This window comes from Nitrospirota bacterium (assembly GCA_040754395.1).
Classification (GTDB): Bacteria; Nitrospirota; Thermodesulfovibrionia; order Thermodesulfovibrionales; family SM23-35; genus JBFMCL01.
Window position 1 is genome coordinate 29,916 of sequence record JBFMCL010000016.1, and the last position, 16,426, is coordinate 46,341.

The following is a 16,426-nucleotide window of genomic DNA, read 5'->3' on the forward strand; positions in this document are numbered from 1 at the left end:
CTATCAGATCTCCGCTTAATGTTTTCCGCTCCGGGCTCCTTTCAATTTTTTCCTTCTTTTCTGGACCCAGCCTTCGATAGTTTTCTGCTGCACCCTGGTTAGGGCCAGGGATCCCGAAGGCACATCCTTTGTGATCGTCGAACCCGCGCCCACATAGGCTCCCCTGCCTACCTTTACAGGCGCAACAAGCTGCGAATCACTTCCGATAAAAACGCTGTCCTCAACCGTAGTTATATGTTTGTGATGGCCGTCATAGTTGCAGGTTATGGTTCCAGCCCCGATATTCACATTTCTGCCAATCTTTGCATCACCCAGATACGCAAGGTGCGATGCCTTTGTATTGGGGCCTATGACTGACTTTTTCACCTCGACAAAATTCCCAATCCGGGCACCTTCTCCTATCTCTGATCCGGGTCGTATATGGGCAAAAGGTCCGACCGAGGCCCCCTTTTTCACCACAGACCCTTCGATCAGTGTAGAGTCTTTGATCGTTGCACCTTCTTCCACAATACTGTCCAGAATTCTCACATTCGGGAATATCGTGCAATTTTTCCCTATCCTGGTGCTGCCTTCGAAATGGACATTCGGATACACCGTGGTCCCCTGCCCGAGGGAGGTATCTGCAGAAATGAACACCGATCCGGCATCAATAAACCTCACCCCGCGGGCCTGCCATCCCCTGACCATCCTCTGTTTCATCATCTGTTCCGCCTCGCGGAGTTCTGCAATGGTATTTATTCCGGTGAATTCCTCTTCCGATCCGATACAGAACGCACTGACCTTAAAGCCCCTGTCCTTTGCGAGACGGACAATGTCGGTCAGATAGTACTCACCCTTCGATGCATTCAGCGGGATGTCCTTCAAAAGATGCAATGCGTCTGATTCAATTGCATATACCCCGCTGTTCACTTCACGGACCTTTTTCTGTATTTCGGTTGCGTCACGGTTTTCGATGATGGCGGTTATTCTTCCCCTGTCATCCTTTATGATTCTTCCGTACGAACCGGGGTCTTCTGCAACAAAAGAAAGCACAGATATCCTGTTTTTTCTCTTCCTGTGAAGTCCAACGAATTTTTTGAGACTGCCGGCGGTGATCAGGGGAGTGTCTCCATTCACAATCATGACTGTGCCCCTGAAACCCCTCAGGGAAGGCAATGCCACGGATACTGCGTTGCCTGTGCCTTTGGCTTCTCTCTGCAGTGCAAAGGTAACTGAATCTGCATTCCGCAGTGATGCCTTTATTTCTTTCGCGTGTTTTCCGATGACTACAATGGTCTTTTCCGGCCTGACCTGAAAAAGGCAGTTCAGCACATATTGCAGCATGGGAGTTCCGTGCAGCCTGTGGAGCACTTTGGGCAGAGATGAATTCATCCTTGTTCCGAGTCCGGCAGCCAGCACAACGACCGCCAGCCTCATCCCTTTACCTCGGAAATCTTGGCAGGAGTTGCTATCCCGCCGGAAAGGATAATTCTTATCCCCTCTTCAATCGAAATATTCGTAAAAAAGATATGTTCGTCCTGGAAGAGTGCAATTTCACCGAAATATACAAGATTGGTTGGAATATAGACCGCCTTCAGCACGGTCTCTTTTCCGTCCCTTGCAGTTTCCATCACACATTCCTTGGTGAGGAATCCATATGCGTAAACCCCGGGCCTCGGATATTCGACAACCACGAATTTCTTGAAAGAGGTTTTCTGGCTCTCAGGGGAAAATGCATCGACAAGCTGTTTCACCGCGGTATAAATTCCCTTGAACCCGGGGATTTTCAGAAAAATGTTTTCGATCCACTCGATGATTCTTCTGCCAATAACATTCGTCGAAATGATCCCGACTATGAATATAAGAAGCACGGCTGAAAAAAACCCGAGGCCGGGAACATGATAGCCCAGGACCTGAAAATAGAGGGGTTCAAGAAGGCCGTCAACAAAGTTGAAAAACCAGCCTACAACGAGAAAAGTGATGACGGTCGGAATGGAAATCAGCAGGCCTGCTAAAAATCTTCTGCGGAAGGTTGCCCTGATGGAAATACCCATCTTATTTCTCAACCTTGGCGATCACCTCGTCAGGAACGTCAAAATTTGAATATACATTCTGGACATCATCATGATCTTCCAGCGCTTCGATCAGCCGCATGATCTGTTCTGCCTGTTTTTCTTCGACGACTGCATACGTTTTCGGCAACATGGTAATTTCTGCAAGGGATACCGGGATTCCCGCTTTTTCAAGTGCGGTTTTTATCTGCTGCAGATTTTCAGGAGCAGTGATAATTTCGTAATTCTCCTCTTTCTGGTTATTCTTCATGTCTTCGGCGCCACCCTCAAGCGCAACCGCCATGAGGGTATCTTCATCGGTCCTGTCTTTTTCTATGAGGATGTATCCCTTTTTTTCGAAAAGCCATGCTACACATCCTGCTTCACCCAAATTGCCGCCGTTTTTTGTCATGAGATGCCTTATATCAGAGCTTGTCCTGTTCTTGTTGTCTGTCATAATATCTATAAGAATCGCCGCACCTCCCGGACCATACCCCTCATACTGGAATTCTTCATACGATACTCCGGGAAGCTCACCGGTGCCCTTCATGATTGCCCTCTTGATATTGTCACCCGGCATGTTTACTTCTTTTGCCTTCTCGATCGCGGTCCTCAGCCTGGGGTTGCCTGAAAGGTCACCGCCTCCAAGCCGTGCAGATACGGAAATTTCCTTCACGATCTTGGTGAAAACCTTCCCGCGTTTTGCGTCGGTACTCGCTTTTTTATGCTTGATTTGCGCCCATTTGGAATGTCCTGCCACTATCCCCCTCCGGTAAGAACATGTGAATGTGTAATCTTTATGATAATGCCACAGAGATTGGCCTGTCAAGCCTCAAGCCCGTATTCCTTTATCTTCGTGAGGAGTGTCTTGTAGCTCACCTGCAGGATTTCAGCCGCCTTCGTCTTGTTCCCTTTTGTCTCTTTCAGGACATCAGAGATCCTCCGGGACTCAGCCTTTCTCTGCGCCTCCTTTGACACCGCTTCGAGCGGTCCTGTCATCGTGAACACCTCTTCGGGAGCACTGAATCCGGGTTGCCTGCTGAACATAAAAAGCTCCGGGGGCAGCGTGTCTCCGTCAGAAAGAATCACCGCTCTTTCGACGGCATTTTCGAGTTCTCTTACGTTGCCTTTCCAGTGATAATGCATAAGCAGATCCAGTACCTCCTTCGAAATACTCTTCAGCGGCGTCTTTATCTCACGGCAATACTGGTTGACGAAGTATTCCGCGAGCAGTGGGATATCCTCCCTTCTCTCCCGCAGGGGCGGTATTTTGACCGGAAATACATTCAGCCGGTAATAAAGGTCCTCCCGGAACTTTTTATCCTCGACCGCCTTTTCAAGGTCTTTGTTGCTTGCAGCAACAATCCTTACATCAACCGTGATAGGCCTGACCGCACCGACCCGTTCAATTTCTCCCTCTTCGATCGCCCTCAGGAGTTTTGACTGTATCGTGAGATCCATATCTCCGATTTCATCGAGAAAAATGGTTCCTTTGTCCGCCATTTCAAACTTGCCCAGCTTTTTGGTCTCTGCACCAGTAAATGCACCTTTTTCGTGCCCGAAAAGCTCTGACTCAAGCAGGTCCCTCGGGATTGCAGCACAGTTGATCGGAACGAACGGGTAGCTTTTCCTGTTGCTCAGGTGATGAATTGCCCTCGCAAAAAGCTCCTTACCGGTACCGCTTTCACCAATCAGAAGCACCGTTGCGTTTGTAGGGGCAACCTTCTGAATAATCTGCGCAACAGAGACTATCGCCTCGCTCCTTCCGATAATCCTCGGCATCCCGAACTTTGATGCAAATTCTTCTTTTAAAAGAATATTTTCAGTGGTAATCCTCTGGTTCTCCAGTGCCCGCCTTATGAGCACAAGGAGGTGATCGGTATCAAACGGTTTGGTGATAAAATCAAACGCACCCTGTTTCATCGCCTCTACCGCGGTCTCAACAGACCCAAAGGCGGTCATGATAATGACCGGCCGTATCTGGTTTTCTTCTTTCGATACCCTGAGAATTTCTATCCCGTTCTTTTGCGGCAGCTTCAGGTCTGTCAGAACAAGGTCAATCTTTCCCTCCTTCAGACAATTGATCCCCTCCATCCCGTTTTTCGCAGAAATTACCCTGTATCCTTCAGCCTCAAGGGTCAGTTTCAGCATCTCTGCCATGGATTCCTTATCTTCTATCACAAGAATCGTTTCCATGGAATCAGACTTTCGCCTCTCTCAAGGCTTCTTTACAGGAACATTTCCGCGCTGAAGGAACCAGTCTGAGAGTCTCTTTCAAAAGTGTTCTCAGGCGCCCGGAAGCTTTCTGCATTGTTTCCACAACCTCTGTTGCGGTAAGCTTTTTTTCCCGCACTCCGGGGGCGAAGTTGGTAACAACGGCGATGCCGGCATAGCACATCTCTGCTTCCCGGGCAAGGGCAGCTTCAGGCATTGCCGTCATCCCGACAACATCCGCACCCGCACGGGCAAAAAAGCGTATCTCAGCTCTCGTTTCAAGCCTTGGTCCGTTGGTACATACATAAGTTCCTGATTTTTTAACAGATATTTTTGTTTTTTTACCCGCAGTCAGAACGACCTTCCTCAGTGCGGCACAATACGGTTCCGTAAAATCCACATGATACACCCCTGTATCGCCCTCCCAGAATGTAGATTTCCTTCCATCTGTCATATCGATGACCTGATCAAGCACTACCAGGTTCCCGGGAATCAGTGCCCTGTGAATCCCTCCTGTAGCACCAATCGATATGATCTTCGTGACCCCGAGCTCACGGAAACCCCATATGTTAGCCCTGTAATTAATCCTGTGCGGTGCGATAGAATGACGTTTGCCATGTCTTGGCAGGAATATGACATTTCGTTCTGAGAATTCTCCCATCAGATATGCATCAGAAGGTGAGCCAAAGGGCGTTTTGACCCTTTTCTCCCTTTTGATCGTGACTCCTTCAATCTGATAGAGACCGCTGCCCCCGATTATACCTATCATATTGCCCCTCTCCCGTTACCGGACATTGTTTCGTGGGGTAATCATTCCTCAGTAGGAGTATTGTACCTCAGAAACCGGAATTTTGATATATTGGGACCGCTTTTTCACGGACTGTAGTAAATAATACACACATTATTGTCGTCAGACAACACACTTGATCCTCATATGAAACAAATAATATCAACAAAAACTTTAACTTATCGTTCAAGAGCCAGTTTGTACGCCATTCCCGGGAGCAATCAGAAAACAGTAAAAAAAAACGGGTTTTTTCAATTCCTCTGGCATCGTATTTGCAATCTATTCCCATGTTTTTATTGATTAACGCCATGCGATTACAGAGAACTTTAAAACAGGAAATAAAATTCGAGGGAATCGGGCTTCACACAGGCCGGTATTCGAAGGTCTGCCTTAAACCGGCGCCGAGGGATACCGGGATCATTTTTGTACGGATAGACAAGGATCTGGCGATAAAGGCTTCTATCGGTTCCGTAACCGATACCGCGTTTGCCACAACTCTCGGCCTCAACGGGACAAGGGTCAAGACGGTTGAACACGTCCTTGCTGCCCTGGCAGGCCTCGGAATAGACAATGTATATATTGAACTGAATGGTACCGAGATCCCTATTCTGGACGGGAGTTCCCTGGAACTGACAAGCCTGATCCTCAACGCCGGCATCGCAAAACAGAGCAAAAAAAGACCGTATATACGAATCACACACCCTGTAGCTCTTACTGACGGCAATGCCGAGATTGCAGTGTTTCCGTATCATGGAAGACGGATCACCTACAGGATCCACTTCAATCATCATCTTCTCGGTGAACAGCAGCTGAGCCTGGATCTCACCGAGGAAAGTTTCACCCTGGAAATTGCCCCTGCAAGGACATTCGGATTCCTCAAGGACGTTGAGTATCTGAAGGCAAACGGGTTTGCAAGGGGCGGCTCATTCGACAACGCAATTATCCTCGGAGAAACCGGCATCCTGAATGCAACAGGTCTCAGGTTTAAGGATGAATTCGTGCGTCATAAAATCCTTGACCTTATCGGCGACTTTTCCCTGATCGGCTACCCGATTTACGGGCATGTTATTGCGAATAAGTCTGGCCATACGACAAATCTGAAGTTCCTGAAAAAGCTGCTCACCCATTCCGAATGCTGGGAGCTGGAGGCTGAAATCAGCCCGCAGCCTGTTCTCTCTTACTCATAATAATCATTTATTATCAATTATTTGCAATTTTTACTTGAATTTTTCCTCAGAATAGAGTTTCATATCTATGAAGACCGCAAAAAGAAGGCTGGAGAATTTCTCCTCCAGCCATAAAAATGTAAATACGCGTGTAAAGGAAACTTATTTCTTCTTTGCGGTCTTCTTTGTTGCCTTCTTCGCTGCTTTCTTGGTTGCCATGTAAGTTCACCCCCTTTCTACCCGCATTTTCCTGTGCAGAAAATGCCGGGCGTGCTACACTCAATGCCTCCCTATGAGAGTAATCCGCTTACCTCTCAAAAATTTTTTAAGGCTTGCCTCTCCCTTCTTTTTCCTGTATCTGTACTCTTCTTCATCCATAACAGTGCAGTCGATTTTTTGATCAAACCTTTTTTCAAGGTCTTTCAGTTCTTTCGCGAGTGATGACGATGCGCCGATAACAAATAAATCCACCGTCTCCACATCATCTTCCCCTTCTGCATATGGACCATAAAGGAAGGCGGCTTTTGCGCCGGAGGCCCTCAGGACAGCTTTTAAAGCTCCCGGCAGTCCGAGGGATTTTGTAATGAGGTTCTTGAGTTCGGAAAACAGGGGTGATTCCTTGTTTGCCTGGAAATACTTGAGGTTCACTATCTTTTCACTTGTTACGATACCCATCTTCTCGAGATTGTCGAGTTCCCGCTTGATGCCGGAAGGGTTTTTTCTGAGGAGCTTTGCTATTTCCCGGATGTAGAACTGCTCATCAGGGCTGTTCAGCAGCACGGAGAGAACATCTGCTCTGATTGATGACGAGAATAAACTTTTCAGCATATATTCACCTTAAGAATTTATACACTATTAAATCCTATTTGTCAACAATAAAATTCTATTTGAGAACAGATAATGCATTTTTGTAAACGATCCATATTTTAGAACAATTGTTCTCAATTGTTAAACTGTTATTGCGATATTGTCATCTTCCTGACCTTTGCCAGATTTATCAGATCATCGGCTTCATTCTTTTTCGGGGTCTCGAGAATCAGGGGGATGTTCCTGAATGCCCGTCTGTTGATAAACCGGCTCAGTGCGCTGATGCCAATGTTTCCGAGGCCGATATGCTCATGCCTGTCAACACCTGCGCCCGCCTCGCCCTTCGAGTCATTGAGATGAATAAGCTTCAGACTGTCCAAGCCGATATATTTTTCCATTTCACTCGATATCATGTCGGCCACGACTGTTTCCCTGATATCATAGCCGGCGGCAAACGCATGACAGGTATCCCAGCAAATGCCTGTATGAAGAATCACGTAATCCGCCCCGATCTTGTCAGCCCTTTCCATTTCGGTAACCAGCATCCCGACCGACTTCCTGCGCAAGGCTCCGTCCCGTGACGCCAAATTGACAAGGTAGGAGGCGTGGATAAATACCGGGGAAATATCGCGTTCCGCCCTGAGGGACCGGAACCTGGAAGCCTCCCGATCAGACAGGATTTTCACATCCCATCCCCTGGGATTATGAGAAAAAATTTGCAGGGTATTGCATCCGAGGGCATGGGCCCTTTCAAGGCTCAGATGCAGCCCGCCGGCTATGGAGGTATGGACGCCAATCCTGCGCATCAGCGCTCCTTCATCTGATTTGTGCACAGTATCATAACCCAGCCTTCCTATTCCTTTTCAAGCCACCGCTCCCCTGTGAGTTTCATGCCGATTGCTCCGAGGGGTGCAGTGAGAATTATGGAGAGAACAGAAACCGCAAGAATAACATCGCCGGACTTTATCCCCATTTCGAGCGGTACCGCGCCAATTGCTGCCTGAACTGTGGCTTTCGGGACATATGATATCACGCAGAAAAGACGCTCCCTGAAACTCATGTCGGTTCCCGTGACACTGAGATAGGTCCCAATGCTTCTGCCTGCCAATGCAACGAGTATGAGCACTACACCTCCAAGCCCGGAATCCCAGGCAACCTGGATATTGACCTGGGCGCCGACGAGCACAAACAGGAGGATCTCCGCGAAAATCCATATCTTGGAGAGCTTGCGGGAAATCTTGTGGGCCTTCGCCTCTGCTTTTTCGAGGAGAATAAAACCGATGGTCATAACACCTAACAGTGCAGACATCGATACCCTTGTTTTCAGTTCTTCTTCGAGCCACGTGAGAAGAACTGAAACAGCTACAACGACGATTGTCATCTTTGTCGCCCTGAGCCTGTATTTGTCGAACAACCGGTAAAGTATATATCCCGCAATTGCGCCTGCCGCGATTCCGAGCAGAATGGACTCAGGTATCTCAAGCAACTTCATGCCGATATCCGTGCCGGCTCCGGAGTACATCCCGAGGAGTATTGAAAAGACCACGATAACAAAGACATCATCAACTGATGAGGCGCCAAGTATGAGGGTAGGAATCCCTTTTCGTACCCCTCTCTTTTTGTCAATCAGTTCTATCATATACGGGACAACCACTGCAGGGGAGACAGCAGCAAGGATGGAACCCAGGATTGCAGCTTCGAAATAACTGATCCCGAGCAAAACCGGGGCAAGAAAAACAACAACAGCCCCCTCAAAAATGGCGGGGACACAGGACATAATGAGCGCGGTTCTGCCTACCCTGTTCAGGGTATCCTTCCTGAGTTCGAGCCCGGCCCGGAGGAGTATTACAATAAGAGCTACCATTCTGAGGTCAGCAGATACTTTCAGAAGTTCCGGCTGCATGACATTGAAAATATGCGGACCGCAGAGTATCCCTATAATGAGCATGCCAAGCAGGCCCGGCAGTTTTGCCCTGGTCAGAAGATAATCAGCAATAAGGCCAAGGATAACAATCAGTGCGATACTGATAGCCATGGAAACCTCCTCCGGTAGAGATTATCCGGCATCTTTACCTTCAACAAAAAAACCCCTACGCCCTCGCCTGCCCCTCTCATGATCGGAGAGGAACAGAAAAAGGAGTAGGGGTCATCAGTCCTTTGCAGGGACGGTTAAAGGCGAACCCCATCGCCTGTCTGAGTACACTATACAATGATCAAAAGACGCCTGTCAATGCACTGCAACCTCACTTGTTGCCGCAGCGCTTGCTTTTCGACGCCTGCGTTGTTTACTATCATCTGTATGAAAGTGCGAATCATTCCCGCCCTTATCCTGATGGTGCTGGCCACAGCGACCATATCACCGGCCGCTGATCAGATTTATCCTTTTTCACCAGACGAGATGGTAATCGGATCAATCCGGACCCATAAGATCGTGGGAGACGAATCTCTCATCGAGCTTGCAAGGACATTCGGGATCGGTTACAACGAAATCGTCGATGCAAACCCCGGACTGGACCCATTTGTTCCCGGTGAAGGAGAGGAGATAACGATTCCGACAGCCTGGATATTGCCTGACATCCCTTCGTTTGGGGGATTAATCATTAATATTTCTGAAATGAGGCTCTATTTTTTTTCGAAACATAGCAGCAGCACTGTCAGGACATTCCCCATAGGGATCGGAAGCGAAGGCAATGAAACCCCTGTAGGAAGCTTCAAAATAATCAAAAAAATGGTCAATCCAAGCTGGAACGTCCCCGAGTCCATCAGGAAAGAGAGACCGGAACTTCCCAGGGTGGTGCCCCCGGGCCCTGAAAACCCTCTTGGCACACATGCATTGCGTCTTTCTCTGGGAAGCATCCTGATACATGGCACAAACAGGCCCTTCGCCGTGGGAAGACGGGCAAGCCATGGCTGCATCAGGATGTATCCCGAGGATATTCCAAAGCTCTTTCAGGCTGTGCCGAAGGGGACGGAAGTAAGCATTATTCAGCAGCCGGTAAAGGTAGGCTTGCTCGGCAACAGGATATATCTGGAAGTGCACGAAGATCAGGCTATGCGGATTAATTATTTCGATGAAGCGGTGACATTGTTAAGGAAGCTCATGAAGAGACATGAAATCTACGACACCATTGACAAGGAAAAAATGCTGGCCGTCCTGAGGGAAAAAAGCGGCATGCCCGTTGATATTACCCGATAAAATAAAAGGGCTAAGAACCTTATATTCTTAGCCCCTGCAAAATTCAGGCGATGAGTCTTATTTCTTCTGCTGCAACTCAAACGATTTGGCGCACTTCTTTGCTGCTTCTTCGGCCCTTCGTGCAGAATCTTCAGCTTTTGCCGCAGCGGCTTCTGCCTTTCTGACAGCAGCATCTGCCTTATCGCAACATTCCTTTGCGGTCCTTATTGCATCTTGAGCCAATGACTTCGCTTCACGGGCATCCTGCTTTGCTGCATCAATCTCTGCCATTTTGCCTTCAATCGCAGAGAGACGCGACTCAATGGATGTAACTCTTGCTTCGAGTCTGCTGATTCTGTCAATCAAAGGATCAATCTGCTGTTTCACGTATTCTTTCGTCGCACAACCAAAAAGAGAGAGTAATAATAAAGAAAGGACTACCAACAACGTTACCTTTTTCATTTTACACCTCCTTTCTTATATATCATAGTTATCCCAATATTAAAGTAAAATCTACTGAATGTCAACAAAATAATTGATTTTGATGATTAATTTTTATATTTTTGCATAACTTCTGGGTATACACTGAAAAAAGCCTTGTTTCTGTGTTAGTATTGAGCGGTCATGGTCATAAAAGTAACTCGGCAGAATATCCGTGAGGTACTCCTTCATGCGGTTAATTTGCTTGAAAAGGGCGGCATCGTAGCGTTCCCGACTGAAACGTTTTATGGTCTCGGTGTGAAATTTGATAATGAAGAAGCCCTGAAAAAACTCCATGATATCAAGCAGAGACCAAAGGATAAAGCAATTCCGCTTATTATCGGGGATATGGCTCTTCTTGACACAATTGTAGCTTCCGCTAACCAGAAAGCGCATCTTCTCATGCAGAGACTGTGGCCCGGTCCTCTCACCTTCCTCCTGCCCGCCAGAAAAACTCTTTCCCAGCTCTTGACTGCGGGCACCGGGAAGATCGCGGTCAGGATGCCGGGAGAGTCGTTTGCTCTCCGTCTCGCAAAAGCCGCCGGGTTTGCGATAACCGCAACAAGTGCGAACCCGTCAGGCAGTTCTCCCGCATCTGATGCCTCCGCCGTACTCGGATATTTCGGCGATCGCATTGACCTCATCATCGATGCCGGGCCTTCTCCGGGAGGTCTTCCCTCAACTATAACTGAGGTGACCGATACAGGAATAAAAGTGCTCAGGGAAGGAGTGATCAGGAAGGAGCTTCTGTACTCTCTCTGACCTGTTTTTTCAGGCAATGCCTTTCAAATGAGGATGATATGGCAGCCGGTTTATCCTGGGGGTCTGACTGCCATACCTTGGAGGGGAAGAAAAAGTAAACGTATTCTTTTACTATAATAATAGTGGAATATTTTTTTACTTCCTGTGATCTGAATCACAAAAAAGAGAACAATCCAAAAAAAATGGTGATTCAGCCACACTCAGGCCAGTAAGAAAAGAAGACTGCGTAAGCAGCAATTCTGACTCAGAGGCCGGGCTCTGTTTTCCCGGTGTCCGGGTGCCCGGTATCCGGTGCCCCCTTCTTGCCTTTCGGTTTGAAGCGTATCATCGAAACGATAACCGCAGCAGCAATCATTCCAAAGAGTACGGAAAGAAAAATGACTATCGCGAGAGACGCTTCAAACTTCCAGAAAAAAAAGGTAATGGCGACCGGCAGCGCATTCTGTACAGAAAATACCGCCACAACGGTTAACACAATAAATACGAGAATTATCGTTGCCATAGATATCAGGAAAACCTGTTTGCCCTATCTGCTTTTTGGCTTTACGGAACGTTTCTTCGCCGGTTTCTTCACCGCTCCTTTCTGCGTGCCTTCCAGCTTCGTGATCTGGGCTTCGAGTTTTTTGACCCTAGTGAGGATTGCTTTCACCTTCTTGTCAAGCAAAGGGTTCTTCATCTTTGAACTCAGGTCATACACCTTTCCTCCGAGTTCTGCTATCTCACGCTGGACCTTGGTCTGAAGCTCAAAAATCTTCAATCTCCGCTTTCCTTCAACAGAAAGCTCTTCAGCCTTTTCCTTTACTACCGTTACCCCCTCCTTCACAATACCAACCCCTTCTTTCAATCCCTTCTGGATATCAGACTTTATTTTCTCCCAGAAATCCATTTTCCCCTCCTTGTTCATGTTGAATGAGAGTTTAGCAGATTCTCAGAAAGACGTAAAGAGAGTTTCTCCCCTGTATTATGTTCAGGAAGTCAATGCTCAGCCGGGTCTTCTGACTGATCCTGCCAGTGTTGCAGAAGCCGCATATAGCCACCAAAACCAGCGAGTGCATGCAGCAAGTCTATTGCCTTCATCTCATGACGTACAGGAGCATAATATTGGTAATGTACACCATTACGATCATGATGGTATCCCATGCCAGAAAAAGGGGTTTTTTCGTCGCACGGCACGTCAGGCCGATAACCGCGATAGTCATCATGATGATCGCTGACTGGGCGGAAATAATATGATCCGGACTAGCGGCCCCTGGGTAAAGAAGATATCATCGATTGCCAGAATGAAAATATTGAAGATGTTGCTTCCGAAGAGATTGCCGATGGCAAGGCCTACTGCGTCAATTTTCATTGCAGAAAGGGACACGACCACCTCGGGGAGGGATGTAGCTATTGCGATAAAGATATTTCCCACAAAGGTCTGACCGAGACCCGTCTGTTCGGCAATGCCTTCTCCGATTGCCGGCAGGAACGTTGCGGCTACAATCACAATAACAGCGTTGATGCTGTATTTGATGACCGCATCTCTTGTAGAAATGTCCTCGTATTTAAGTTCAGCAGCTTTCTCTTTCAGCGCCTCGGCAATAAGCCTTTTCTCATACTGATAGACAAACCGCATTGCAACCAGATAGATGATGATGAAGACGATGCTGTAAGGGCCGATCCATCCGAAAGGTGCTACTTCTTTCCCCATATAGATGCTTAAAGAAACAATCCCTATGAGGAGTATGCCAAAGGCTGCAGCAAGTATATTGCCCTAATGTGCCTTCGTTGATATGGGCATAACCCGGTAATTGGCATCCAGAATGGAAATGATCAGCATATTGAAGACACAGCTCCCGAGCACATCCCCGATCGCAATGTTCGGAACTCCCGCAAAGGTAACGGCGCTGATCCCTGTGACAAGTTCGGGGAGTGACGTAACTGATGCGATAAGCACCATTCCTATCCAGGCTCTGCCAAGTCCGGTCTTTTCCGCGATAATATCTCCATACCTCGAGAGCTTTGCCCCCGCGTAGATGATCAGTCCTGTGCAGATGAAAAAGCCTGTCCAGAGAAGTATCATGGTCCCCCCCTGAAATATGACAGCGCATTGTTGATGTTTTCCCTGTCCCCGGTGAAGAGCAAAAAATCTCCTTTTTTCAGCCTGAAATCAGGCTCGGGATTTGTATAAACCGTTTTCCCTCTTCTTACCGCGATTATAGTCACTCCGGTTTTTTTTCTGACCTGCAGATCTTTGATCGTCTTTTCATCGATATGGGATCCCTCTTCCACCCTGTATCCGTCGATTTCTATTTCGGGAAGCCATTCATACTTATCGAACAGGTGTCTTCTCGGCACTTCAACACTTCGCAGTGCAGTGTAACTGTTGCTCCTTATTTTTTCAACCATGGTGAGAATTGCGTTTCTCGGGAAACTGTACCGGTGCAGCACCCGTGAAAAAATCTCTATGGATGTTTCAAACTCTTCAGGGATAACCTCGTCAGCTCCCAGTGATTTGAGGTCATCCACTTCAATGAGATAACGGGTCCTTACGATGATATAAATATGCGGGTTCGCATGTCTTGCTATTGAAACGATCCTCCTCGTCGAGACCGGATCAGAAATCGCTATCACCAGAAGCCTTGCCTTTTCTACGCTCAGTTTATGGAGTATTTCCTGACTCGTCCCGTCTCCGTAATAAATCGGTTCACCCTTTTTCCTCATCTCCCGCACAGTATCACTGTTCATCTCAAGTACCGCATAGGGAATCTCCGCCTCTTTCAACACCCTTGCGAGATTTTTGCCGTTCAGACCGAATCCGATGATAATGACATGGTCGTGCTTTCGCCGCGGAGTTCCGTCAACGGCCTCTGAAAACCTTTTTCTGCTCAGTCTCCTGAGCATAGTTCTTGAGGACAACCATTCGGCTGCAGATGGAGCAACCTGCAATAAGAAAGGGGTAGCAATCATTGTGACGACTGAAGATGCAAGGAAAATCTGATAGAATTCTTCCTCAACAAGTCCTGACGCCTTTCCCGCCACAGCAAGCACAAACGAAAACTCGCCTATCTGTGCAAGACCAAGCCCTACGAGTACGGAAGATCTCAGGGAAGACCCAATCATCATGGCAGCTGCGGTACCGGTGGTCACTTTCATGATGAATATCACTATGACAACCTGTCCAATCCGGAAGACATTCTCCAGCACAAAGCCGGTATCCATCAGCATGCCGATGGATACGAAAAAAAGCCCCATGAAGCTGTCCTTGAACGGCAGTATGTCTGATATCGCCTGATGGGCGTATTCTGACTCTGATATGACAAGTCCTGCGAGAAAGGCCCCGAGGGCAAGGGAGAGTCCGAATTTTGATGTCAGGAGAGCGATACCGAGACAGAGAAGAATAATCGTGGTTAAGAAAAGCTCCCGGCTTTTGGTTCGAACAACCTGATGAAGCAGCGCAGGGACTATCCATCGTGCACTCAGCAATACCACCACTATTATCAGCGCTGCATTGCCCATCTTGATGCCCACATCGAGAATATCGATGCTGCTTCCGGACAATACCGGAACAAGAAGCATGAGCGGCACAATGCAGATGTCCTGGAAAATAAGGATACCGACCATGATGTGGCCATGAGGAGAGTCTATTTCACCCCGTTCGACAAGGAGTTTCAGGACAATCGCAGTGCTGCTCAGGGCATAAAGAAAACCGAAGAAAACTGACTTATTGACATTTCCTATCGCGATATACGTGGCAGAGGCCGATAGGATAATGGTAAGCAAAACCTGCGCTCCGCCTCCGCCGATTACAGCTTTTTTGATCCTGATAAGCTTTGTTAAGGAGAATTCGATACCGATTGTGAAGAGCAGGAGAATCACGCCGATTTCCGCAAGTATTTGTATAAAGTGAACGTCCTTGATTAACCCGACACCATGGGGACCTATGATAATTCCTGCAACAATAAACCCGATAAGCGAGGGCATTTTGAGCCGGTAAAGCAGCAGGATAACCGCTGCAGATGCAATAAAAATGACTTCAAGGGATTTGAGAAATTCAAATTCTATCGTCATTCTATAAAGGAAAAGTTATGGACTATTTCCCGGGACGGTATTCGCCATGAGAAGGTACCCTGAAACAGGGCCTTAACCGCGTGAAACTCCGGCTTCTCGAGAGAAGCAAAACCGGATCTGTTACATGCACAAAATGCCGTCATATTCCGATGCTGAAACGGTTTTTTTCTCACCCTTACCTGTAATATGGTGGATTTGTTATCTTTTCTTCAGATTCTTGGAGAATCCCTCAGCAATGCACATTACAGATGACTGATCTCATCCGTCTTTTCCTCACCTTTTATCTTTTTCTCAAGATAATCCTTTGCCACATCCCTGCCGCCAAGCCCGAATGCAAGAGAAATCGCAAAAACAACACCCCCGAAAATCACCGCAAAGGCAATGATTATTGTTTCCCTGCCGATTCCGAGCTGTTCCAGCGCCATGGTAACGGCGAGAAGAAAAATGGTCAGTTTGACAAATCTCGCCATCATGCCTGACAGCTTGAATCCGGCATTCACGGAGGCGATCAGCGCTGCACGTCCGAGAAAATTACTGAGAAAATACCCGAGAAACAGGATCAGTGCGGCAACGAAAACATTCGGCAGATACAGGATGAACCTTTCGAGTATCCGCTCAATAACAGGGACATTCAGTGAACGCAGTGAGAGGATTATAAAACTTATGATGGTTATCCACCCGATAATTTTTGAGAGGATAACTGAAACGGGCTCCCTGACCCCTCCTTTCTGCATCATTTCAACCATACCGGACTTCTCCGAAAATTTATCGAGTTTAATTGCTCTGAAAAGTCTCAGGAACACCGATTTGAGAATCACGCTGAGAACCAATCCCGCAACCAGAACAAGGACGGACGTCAGGACATCGGGAAGAAATTCCACTACCCTTTCAAGAAATCTATCAAATGGTTCGACAATCACTCTATCCAGAAAACCGTTCATTCATGCCTCCTTTC

General features: G+C 47.6%; 20 protein-coding genes and 1 riboswitch. Of the genes, 3 read left to right on the forward strand and 17 right to left on the reverse strand.

The window, feature by feature from the left end; genetic code table 11:
* Positions 1 to 15: 15 nt before the first annotated feature.
* The 5 genes from glmU to mtnP all read right to left on the reverse strand — a co-directional run bounded on the left by glmU (position 16) and on the right by mtnP (position 5,013).
* On the reverse strand, positions 16 to 1,416 hold the full coding sequence (gene glmU, locus AB1552_09175; GenBank protein ID MEW6053943.1) for a bifunctional UDP-N-acetylglucosamine diphosphorylase/glucosamine-1-phosphate N-acetyltransferase GlmU: 1,401 nt from the start codon (positions 1,414 to 1,416) through the stop codon (positions 16 to 18).
* A complete protein-coding gene (locus tag AB1552_09180; protein ID MEW6053944.1) occupies positions 1,413 to 2,033 on the reverse strand; it encodes a DUF502 domain-containing protein in 621 nt (206 codons plus the stop codon). The genes glmU and AB1552_09180 overlap by 4 nt, the downstream gene beginning before the upstream one ends.
* Position 2,034: 1 nt before the next feature.
* Positions 2,035 to 2,790 carry a YebC/PmpR family DNA-binding transcriptional regulator gene (locus tag AB1552_09185; protein MEW6053945.1) on the reverse strand — a complete coding sequence of 252 codons (756 nt, stop codon included), beginning with the start codon at positions 2,788 to 2,790 and terminating at the stop codon, positions 2,035 to 2,037.
* A gap of 65 nt (positions 2,791 to 2,855) precedes the next feature.
* A complete protein-coding gene (locus tag AB1552_09190; GenBank protein ID MEW6053946.1) occupies positions 2,856 to 4,226 on the reverse strand; it encodes a sigma-54 dependent transcriptional regulator in 1,371 nt (456 codons plus the stop codon).
* 4 nt (positions 4,227 to 4,230) lie between these two features.
* Positions 4,231 to 5,013, reverse strand: a complete 783-nt coding sequence (gene mtnP / locus AB1552_09195; GenBank protein ID MEW6053947.1) for an S-methyl-5'-thioadenosine phosphorylase — start codon at positions 5,011 to 5,013, stop codon at positions 4,231 to 4,233.
* Positions 5,014 to 5,339: 326 nt separating this feature from the next.
* Here mtnP and lpxC point away from each other — a divergent pair, with 326 nt between their 5' ends.
* Complete coding sequence (gene lpxC / locus AB1552_09200) at positions 5,340 to 6,218, forward strand: UDP-3-O-acyl-N-acetylglucosamine deacetylase (protein ID MEW6053948.1); 879 nt, start codon at positions 5,340 to 5,342, stop codon at positions 6,216 to 6,218.
* 46 nt (positions 6,219 to 6,264) lie between these two features.
* Here the strand turns inward: lpxC and AB1552_09205 are convergent, their stop codons facing one another.
* From AB1552_09205 to AB1552_09220, 4 genes are all read right to left on the reverse strand, one after another.
* Positions 6,265 to 6,480 (reverse strand): hypothetical protein, encoded by a 216-nt coding sequence (locus AB1552_09205; protein ID MEW6053949.1) that lies wholly within the window; start codon positions 6,478 to 6,480, stop codon positions 6,265 to 6,267.
* Positions 6,477 to 7,025 carry a winged helix-turn-helix domain-containing protein gene (locus tag AB1552_09210; protein MEW6053950.1) on the reverse strand — a complete coding sequence of 183 codons (549 nt, stop codon included), beginning with the start codon at positions 7,023 to 7,025 and terminating at the stop codon, positions 6,477 to 6,479. Before AB1552_09210 ends, AB1552_09205 begins: the two co-directional genes overlap by 4 nt.
* 128 nt (positions 7,026 to 7,153) lie before the next feature.
* A complete protein-coding gene (locus tag AB1552_09215; protein ID MEW6053951.1) occupies positions 7,154 to 7,810 on the reverse strand; it encodes a TIM barrel protein in 657 nt (218 codons plus the stop codon).
* Positions 7,811 to 7,857: 47 nt separating this feature from the next.
* The gene (locus AB1552_09220) at positions 7,858 to 9,039 is read right to left on the reverse strand and encodes a cation:proton antiporter (GenBank protein MEW6053952.1); all 1,182 of its coding nucleotides are present in this window, start codon (positions 9,037 to 9,039) and stop codon (positions 7,858 to 7,860) included.
* A gap of 98 nt (positions 9,040 to 9,137) precedes the next feature.
* A riboswitch (Fluoride riboswitch) is annotated at positions 9,138 to 9,203 on the reverse strand.
* Positions 9,204 to 9,303: 100 nt separating this feature from the next.
* Between AB1552_09220 and AB1552_09225 the strand changes: the two genes are divergently transcribed.
* On the forward strand, positions 9,304 to 10,200 hold the full coding sequence (locus tag AB1552_09225) for a L,D-transpeptidase family protein (GenBank protein ID MEW6053953.1): 897 nt from the start codon (positions 9,304 to 9,306) through the stop codon (positions 10,198 to 10,200).
* A 57-nt stretch (positions 10,201 to 10,257) separates the two neighbouring features.
* Here the strand turns inward: AB1552_09225 and AB1552_09230 are convergent, their stop codons facing one another.
* Positions 10,258 to 10,641, reverse strand: coding sequence for an alanine-zipper protein (locus AB1552_09230; protein MEW6053954.1), 384 nt, complete (start codon positions 10,639 to 10,641; stop codon positions 10,258 to 10,260).
* Between the two features lie 162 nt (positions 10,642 to 10,803).
* On the opposite strand from AB1552_09230, the gene AB1552_09235 reads away from it, so the two are divergent.
* Positions 10,804 to 11,421, forward strand: coding sequence for an L-threonylcarbamoyladenylate synthase (locus tag AB1552_09235; GenBank protein MEW6053955.1), 618 nt, complete (start codon positions 10,804 to 10,806; stop codon positions 11,419 to 11,421).
* Between the two features lie 244 nt (positions 11,422 to 11,665).
* Here the strand turns inward: AB1552_09235 and AB1552_09240 are convergent, their stop codons facing one another.
* The 7 genes from AB1552_09240 to AB1552_09270 all read right to left on the reverse strand — a co-directional run bounded on the left by AB1552_09240 (position 11,666) and on the right by AB1552_09270 (position 16,412).
* Complete coding sequence (locus tag AB1552_09240; protein ID MEW6053956.1) at positions 11,666 to 11,923, reverse strand: LapA family protein; 258 nt, start codon at positions 11,921 to 11,923, stop codon at positions 11,666 to 11,668.
* A 24-nt stretch (positions 11,924 to 11,947) separates the two neighbouring features.
* The gene (locus tag AB1552_09245) at positions 11,948 to 12,307 is read right to left on the reverse strand and encodes a hypothetical protein (GenBank protein MEW6053957.1); all 360 of its coding nucleotides are present in this window, start codon (positions 12,305 to 12,307) and stop codon (positions 11,948 to 11,950) included.
* Between the two features lie 187 nt (positions 12,308 to 12,494).
* Entirely contained in the window at positions 12,495 to 12,623 is a 129-nt protein-coding gene (locus AB1552_09250) for a hypothetical protein (GenBank protein MEW6053958.1), read from the reverse strand.
* Positions 12,620 to 13,111 (reverse strand): hypothetical protein, encoded by a 492-nt coding sequence (locus tag AB1552_09255; protein MEW6053959.1) that lies wholly within the window; start codon positions 13,109 to 13,111, stop codon positions 12,620 to 12,622. The genes AB1552_09250 and AB1552_09255 overlap by 4 nt, the downstream gene beginning before the upstream one ends.
* Before the next feature lie 63 nt (positions 13,112 to 13,174).
* Positions 13,175 to 13,483 carry a hypothetical protein gene (locus tag AB1552_09260; GenBank protein ID MEW6053960.1) on the reverse strand — a complete coding sequence of 103 codons (309 nt, stop codon included), beginning with the start codon at positions 13,481 to 13,483 and terminating at the stop codon, positions 13,175 to 13,177.
* A complete protein-coding gene (locus AB1552_09265; GenBank protein MEW6053961.1) occupies positions 13,480 to 15,471 on the reverse strand; it encodes a cation:proton antiporter in 1,992 nt (663 codons plus the stop codon). The genes AB1552_09260 and AB1552_09265 overlap by 4 nt, the downstream gene beginning before the upstream one ends.
* 242 nt (positions 15,472 to 15,713) lie before the next feature.
* On the reverse strand, positions 15,714 to 16,412 hold the full coding sequence (locus tag AB1552_09270; protein ID MEW6053962.1) for a hypothetical protein: 699 nt from the start codon (positions 16,410 to 16,412) through the stop codon (positions 15,714 to 15,716).
* Positions 16,413 to 16,426: the final 14 nt, after the last annotated feature.